The organism is Pseudarthrobacter ribosi (assembly GCF_055412865.1).
The window spans coordinates 73013-79705 of record NZ_JBVAYZ010000020.1 but is presented as its reverse complement, the minus strand read 5'-3'; the positions used below and the strand labels follow the sequence as shown (position 1 = coordinate 79705).

The 6693-nt window shown below is 61.9% G+C and carries 6 protein-coding genes and 1 pseudogene; 2 read left to right on the top strand and 5 right to left on the bottom strand.

All coding sequences use genetic code 11. The features are described 5' to 3' along the window. Positions 1-145, bottom strand: a pseudogene (locus tag ACZYZ5_RS16850) (LD-carboxypeptidase); the annotation flags it as partial. Positions 146-378: 233 nt separating this feature from the next. Between ACZYZ5_RS16850 and ACZYZ5_RS16845 the strand changes: the two are divergent. Next, on the top strand, positions 379-1065 hold the full coding sequence (locus tag ACZYZ5_RS16845) for an alpha/beta fold hydrolase (RefSeq protein WP_463903251.1): 687 nt from the start codon (positions 379-381) through the stop codon (positions 1063-1065). A 388-nt stretch (positions 1066-1453) separates the two neighbouring features. On the opposite strand, the gene ACZYZ5_RS16840 is transcribed toward ACZYZ5_RS16845, so the two are convergent. Continuing rightward, complete coding sequence (locus tag ACZYZ5_RS16840) at positions 1454-2701, bottom strand: virginiamycin B lyase family protein (RefSeq protein ID WP_463903249.1); 1248 nt, start codon at positions 2699-2701, stop codon at positions 1454-1456. 850 nt (positions 2702-3551) lie between these two features. On the opposite strand from ACZYZ5_RS16840, the gene ACZYZ5_RS16835 reads away from it, so the two are divergent. After that, the gene (locus ACZYZ5_RS16835) at positions 3552-4199 is read left to right on the top strand and encodes a hypothetical protein (protein ID WP_463903247.1); all 648 of its coding nucleotides are present in this window, start codon (positions 3552-3554) and stop codon (positions 4197-4199) included. A 708-nt stretch (positions 4200-4907) separates the two neighbouring features. Here the strand turns inward: ACZYZ5_RS16835 and ACZYZ5_RS16830 are convergent. From ACZYZ5_RS16830 to ACZYZ5_RS16820, 3 genes are all read right to left on the bottom strand, one after another. Continuing rightward, positions 4908-5495 carry a GNAT family N-acetyltransferase gene (locus ACZYZ5_RS16830; RefSeq protein ID WP_463903245.1) on the bottom strand — a complete coding sequence of 196 codons (588 nt, stop codon included), beginning with the start codon at positions 5493-5495 and terminating at the stop codon, positions 4908-4910. Between the two features lie 186 nt (positions 5496-5681). Beyond that, on the bottom strand, positions 5682-6038 hold the full coding sequence (locus ACZYZ5_RS16825; RefSeq protein WP_463903244.1) for a DUF2750 domain-containing protein: 357 nt from the start codon (positions 6036-6038) through the stop codon (positions 5682-5684). Positions 6039-6095: 57 nt separating this feature from the next. Further along, positions 6096-6584, bottom strand: a complete 489-nt coding sequence (locus ACZYZ5_RS16820; RefSeq protein ID WP_463903242.1) for a hypothetical protein — start codon at positions 6582-6584, stop codon at positions 6096-6098. Between the last annotated feature and the right edge of the window lie 109 nt (positions 6585-6693).

Below are 6693 nucleotides of genomic sequence, written 5' to 3'. Positions count from 1 at the left end.
ACCCGGTAGCCGCGGTGAGCCGCCGCATCGCCTGTTCATGCACGGCAGGGGCGAGTCCAGGCGCCGCGAACGACGGGGAGAGAACCGCGACCCGATCGCCCGTAACGAGCTTCTGCGCGGACAAGTTCAGCAGCGAATGATCCATTCACTCATCGAACCAGATGGTGCACGGGTCGAGGCTACTTGGCGACCCGACGTGCCGGTGGAGGATCGGCTTACGGGCGGCGCTTCTTGATCCCCAGTTCTGAGTCGCTGCGTAGGATCGCTGGATGGATCAAACAAGGCGTGTCATCCGGGCGGGCGATGGTGTTGAAATAAGCTACGTCGTCATTGACGGGAGTGAACCGGCCATCGTGATCCTCCACGGACTGGCTGGAAGTGGACAGGAGTTCCTGTCCACGGCCCGTGCCCTACCCGGTCGCAAGATCATACTTGTCGACCAGCGGGGGTCACGGCAGGAGCACGCGGCTACCCTCTGACACCTCGCGTGAGGCATTCGTTAATGACGTTGTCTCAGTTATTGAAGGGGAGGCCTCCGGTCCGGTTCATCTGGTCGGGCACTCGATGGGGGCTCACACGGCAATGCTCGCCGCTGCGGCGTACCCTAACCTAGTCCGGACCCTTGTGCTCCTTGAGTGTGGTGAAGGAAGCGGCAGCGACCAGGAGCATGCAGCACTCGGTGAGTACTTCCATTCCTGGCCTGTGCCGTTCTCGGACCGTTCCGCAGCCTCCAAGTTCTTGGGGGACGGCCCGCTACAGCGCGCATGGGTAGACGACATGGAGCACCGGGAAGACGGACTGCATCCCCGCTTTGACCCCGAGGTGATGGTCGCAGCGCTTACCCCTCTCGCAGAACCGCGATGGACGGAGTGGGCGCGCGTACAGGCGCCCGCACTTGTCGTCTACGCCGGCGACGGGATGTTCGCCGAGGAACAAAAGGCACTTTTTGTGGAGCGGGGTAACGACGTCACACGTGTCGACCTTGGCGGAGGATCACACGACGCGCATCTTGACGCATTCGATCAGTGGATAGAAGCCCTCGCGGGGTTCCTGGACGTCCGGTAGAGGATCCCTCTACGGGACTCTATCGATACCACTCGGCGTGCAGGCGCAGCGATTCAGGACTGACTCCGGGTTCGCATTTGAGAGTAGTGCCTGGCTGAAACCAAGAGTGGGCTTCGCCAGCATGTCCATGAACTCTAGTGGCATGTGTTTCCGCCATTTCCTGTTTGCGACGATCGTGGCTCGGACTGATTTCTTTCGGCGGGGTGAAGCGTGCCATATATAGATAGCTGGCGACCCCTCCTACCTCTGCACACCGTTGCCTGGGACCGAACTGCCCATCCGAAGTTGGTGAAAGGGTGGCGTGGACCCGCGGATAGCTGTGGCTACGGTTTACTGTCCGGGTTTTCCACATCAGCTCGGGACAGCCGGTTAAGCCCGCTCGGCCAGATCACTTGCTTTGGCCTGCATCGGCGTGCCCGCTCCAGAAACCTGCGCTGTGGTGATCGGCGGGGTGTTCCTCTGACCCGCTGGCGCGGTCGCGAAGGGACGCCATTCGCCGGCGTTGCGTGGCCACGATGAGCAGGGCGATGACGAGTGCTGCTGCTCCGGCCGTTCCAGCGATTCCGGCCGGGGAGTGCCACGGGGTTGTCGCCGCGTCGCCGGGTCGGGTCGCGGCGGATACCGGTGCTGAGGCCGGGGCGGGGGCCGAAGCCGCAACTGCAGCGGCGGTGGCGTAGCGGGCCACGGAACCGTTTCCCGCGCCGCTGCCCGGGGTCGTCACGATGATGGTCCCGTCCGGAGCTACCGCGAGGCGACCGGGGTTGCTCCCTGTCGGGATGGAGGGACCGGTCGCTGTGGCCCCGGGCGGTATTACGGACAGGGCGGGACGTAGGGCGCTGGCCACGTAAAGGGTCCCGTCCGGCCCGACGGCGGCCTCCGTGGGTCCGCCCGGGACATAGATGCGGTAGGCCACGGTGTCGGCGCCCGGCTTGATGACAGCGACATCATTGGAACTGATGTTGGTGACATAGATCGTCCCGTCCGGGCCGGCGGCGATCCCGTGGGGGTTCTCTGTCCTCCCGGGCGTGGAGCTGACCTGGATGGTCCGCGAGACGGTGTTCGCTCCGGCCGGGATCACCGAGACCGTCCCGCCGTACTGGTTCGTCACGAACGCGGTGCCGTCCTTCGTGACCGCCACTTCCACCGGGCCGGCCCCGACCGTGACAATGCGGTCCACCGCCGATCCATTGGGTGCGATGACCGACACAGTGCCCTCGGCAGGGTTCGGAACGAAGACCGTCCCATCGGGTCCGGCGGCAATCAGATGGTTCCCATCCGACACCGGAATGCTCCGTACGACACCCGCCGTCCCGGCCGGGATGACACCCACCACTGCCTCACCCAAGGCACTGTCCTGCTGTGCCACGTACAACGTGCCGTCCGGGGCCAATGCGATCCCGGAGACATTGATAGCCGTACTGAGCGTGCGCGAAGGCCGGGACGCTCCCGGCGGTATCACCCGAATCCCGCCGGTGCCGTAATCGCCCACGTACGCTGTGCCGTCACTGCCAACCACTACCCCGAGGGGTGTCCCGCCGACGTCGAGAATCTCGGCAGGAGCCCCCACGGCCGGTGCCGCCCCCAGGAAAAGGACCGCCGTCACCGCTGCGGCAGTCCTCAGACTTTGATGCTTCACGCTTTTCTACCCCCAATAGACGTGGCACCACACAGCGCCACAATGTCATTGCATGGAGCTTAGTCCAGCCACTGGCGTCTTTCGGCCCTACGGAATCCAGACAGCATGTCCGTCGGTGTGCGGAAACAGCGCCCGCTCAGGGATCGTCTACCTGACACTGACCGGCGATCCCTAGACGATCCACACCTGCCCGCCGTGTAGTCTGAGGTCTTCGATTTGGGGGACCATGGCTCGAAAGCGTAACGCTCAATCTTTTCTTCTGGGATTTGATTGTGTGCCTGTAGACATTCGTAGGACATCCTGCAAGCAGCGCCGTCGGCCCCGGTGGCTGGCGCAGTCCATGAGGGCCCTCAAATGACGACTCGTCGGCCCGTAGTACGTCTTTCAATGCTCGCGCTCGGGCTGGTCTTGATCGCGTGGATCGGATCGGTGGTCTGGAGCGCCATAGATGAAGGGGCAGTTCCACCCGACTCTGCATTCCAGATTATTCCGCAGCCCAGTGAAGCGGGGGAAATCTCCAAGCGCTGTGGGTCAGGAGGCTGTTGGCGGGAAATGGTTGTCAACATAAGAGAGCCGCAAACTGCACTGTCACTTGCTGCCGAGATGGGAGTTGTGTCAGAACGTTGCGAGCCAATGAACCTATGGACGTTGCGTAAAACCTGCACCGGGATCTCTGATGACCGCACCGGGCTCAAGGTCTACCTCCGGTATTCAGTCCTAGGTTCCTAAGACATGAGTCAGCTGCATCATCGGCCCCCGCTGACCCCGTGGCCGCGGAAAACCCTCATCGGACGCCGAGCGGCGGCTCGGACAGTCAACGCTCAAGAATGCCAGGAGTGAAGCCCGGAGAATGACCGTCCAAGAAAACGCCACGTTGACCGCGGCACGTAACCGTGCGCGAAGCTCCATCTGGCTGGGAATCGCGTGGCTTCTGGTAGCGGCCTGTCTCGGGCTGATGTCCTGGACACTCCTCCAGCTTGATTCCGCGGACATCTATATTCTTCTCGCTCCGGACATAAACGCCATAACTTTGGGAACCGCCCTGGCCCTCCTGGCGATAGTCCCCGCCGTTGCTGGCGTGTATCTAGTGGTGCGAAGTGCAGTTCACAGGATTCGACATCCCTGGATAGCTCGCCTCGTAAAGGCATCCGGATGGGTGGCCGGCATCTGCATCGGTCTGGTGTTCTCATACTTGGCCTTGATGTTGTTTTTGCTCACCCCGGTGACCGCGTACACGCTGCACGCACCGGCTGACGGAAGAAGCGTGCTGATCGGCAACAGGACAGTCCTCATAGCGGGCGGATTCACGATCTACGAGCCCCGAAACTGGCCCACTTATGTGAAAGTAGCGTCGCTGACTACCAGTAACGCGCACGACTCATTCCGCGCCGGGACATACCGGGCGGTATGGACCGATGAGGGGCTGGACTTGGAGTTCGTAGGTGACTACATGAAACCGGATAGATACGAACACACATTCATTGAGCTCCGGCGGTAGCCATGCCGCCGCAGCGCTGGAACACGCCATGCGAGGACCAAAGCAGGCCGTTTTACAAGCCCCTGGGTCCTTCCTCTCAATCATTCCATCCGAACCAAAAAGGAACTGGCTTGTACGCTGAATTACCGACCCGGGCGCTCAAGTGAACCGCCGTGCAGTAACTATCGTCGTGGTGATGACGACAATGGTCGTTATCCTCCCTTCATGCGGCCGCGCACCTATTGAAGAGATCGCCCGTAACAGTATTCGCGAAAAGGCCACCAAAGCACTAGCCACCTACACACGGATACTGCAGGACACCGCTCCTGGTTCTTCCGAGCGAGTACGCCAGAAACTGGAACAGGCCATGCCAGGTGTCTACGCAGTCGCAACGCCGCCTGGAGGCCGGCCCACCGCGGACATCTACTTGAGGGATCACGTGACCACGAGCGGTGGGTTTTGGGGGGAGCAGCGGACTGTCAACGCCTGCGTCAGATACAGCTACGACCAACAGGCGGCGACCATGGAATCGATAGACTGCCCCGCCACGGGACCTCAGTCTGAGTACGCAGACGAGCACGTGGTGATTCCCTGAACTGTAAGGCGCGCTGCTGCCGGTCAGTGGCCGGTGAGGGATCCATCGCCGGGCGCGGCTCACGCGATCGAGGGGGGCCGTCCCGCAGCGGTCCGCTTATCGACTTGTTGCCGGCCGGCCTGTTCAACCTGGCATCAGCCGCGGGCCGGTTGGACTGTCTTGCGCATCACGGTCTTGCTCTTGCCGATGTGGCGCTCGAACGTGAATCCCGCTTTCTCGAACATGGCTCGCGTGCCGTTGTGAAGGAACGACGACGACTTCCTCTTGCCGAGGGTGAGTTCGTTGGGGAACGAGATCACCTCACCCCCGCCAGCCTGCGCGATGAGCTCGAGCGCGCCGTCAAGCGCTTCCCGTGCCACGCCCGAACGTCGGTGGTCGCGGTCGACGAAGAAGCACGTGATGCGCCACGGCGCCGGCTTGGTTTCGCCCGCATCGTACTCCTTACGGTGGTAGATCCCCGGCAGCTCAACCGGACTTCCGTACTCGCACCATGCGATCGCGTCGTCGCCGTCGAAGACGAGCGCGGCGTGTGCGACGCCCTCCGCCACGAGTCGCTGCTTGAACGTCGGCCGGTCGTACTCGCTTTTGACGGTGTCCTCGGTGTCGTCGTGGAAATACGAGCCGTAGCACCCACCCCAGACCCCGTTGTGTTTCTGCGCGAGCGCCAGCCACGCCGGAAAGGTCGCCGGGGTGAGCGGTTTGATCACGTGCGGAGCTGCCATGCCCACCTCAGCGGTTGTCTCGCAAGCGAGCGTTCTAGCTCGTCATTTTTTGAATGCCTCCCCTACGTTTGCCAACAGTAAATCCGATGTCGGACGCATCTTCAAGGGAAATGTTGATCGCACAGGCGAGGCGATGAGGCCCGTAAGCCGAACGTCTTACGGAACTGGCAACCTATGCGAAGCCATTTACGAGGATTCACGGACTGACAGGGAGTCCAATACAGCGGAGGGTGCCACGTCGAACCCAGTGGCGCGGGATCCGGACCAATTGAGCCCTACCAGGATCCCGTCTTGTTCGAGGCCTGGGAGCCACTTTGAGCGCCATTCGTCCAGGGGAATTGAGACCACCTGGAAGTCCTTGTAGGCAGCCAGCGAGGACACAATCTTTTCGGCGCGGGTTATCAACGACCAAAAGGGCATGCTTCGTTGCCCATTTTCCCCAACAGGTGCCGGATATCCGTTCTGGTCGTGAACAGCCCAAACCATCCCGCGGCCGAGGACTTCGTCGTAAAACGCGCTTGCCTGCGCAGCACTGATGCTCATGACCACATCGTGCCAGAGGGCGTTGTCCCGCACGAGGATGGGTCAACGTGCACCGACTTAGATGGGTTCGTTCAAGCGTTCGGTGCTCCTCACCTGGCTGGGCTCGTGAGTCCAGCTGCTCGTGTCCTCTTCGATGAGCAAACCCTCGGAGCCGTAGAAGCCGGAGTTGTCACGCTCGATGCCAAGGGCGCGGCAGTACTCGTTCAGGGACTCAAGCGTGAACCGGTCGGGGATCTTCTTTGCCGTGTAGCTATCGAGGTTCTCGAAGGGTTGCGGATCGCCGAAGAGAGTCCAAAGCCAGCGGGATTCATAGCTCGCCTGGATGGAACGGACATGCCGTGCTCCCGAATGGATCCACAGCGCAGTGCTGCCGTAATTGATGATCTTCCGATCGCGGACGATGTGGGGTTGGTGCGACGTGCGGATATTGAGGCAGTCGAGTCGCGCGCCGACAACATTCGCCGTCCCTATATCGCTGCCCTGGGTAAACACGGCGGTCCATTCGTCGGCGAAGGTCGACACTACGAGCTGCTTCCACGAGGGCATGGCCCAAGGTTCGAGCTGTTGAAGCATGGACGGGAGCGGTTCGCGGAGACGTGTGAAGCTTCTGCCTCCCAACCCATTGAGCCATGCAGTCGTTTCGGTGACGACTCGC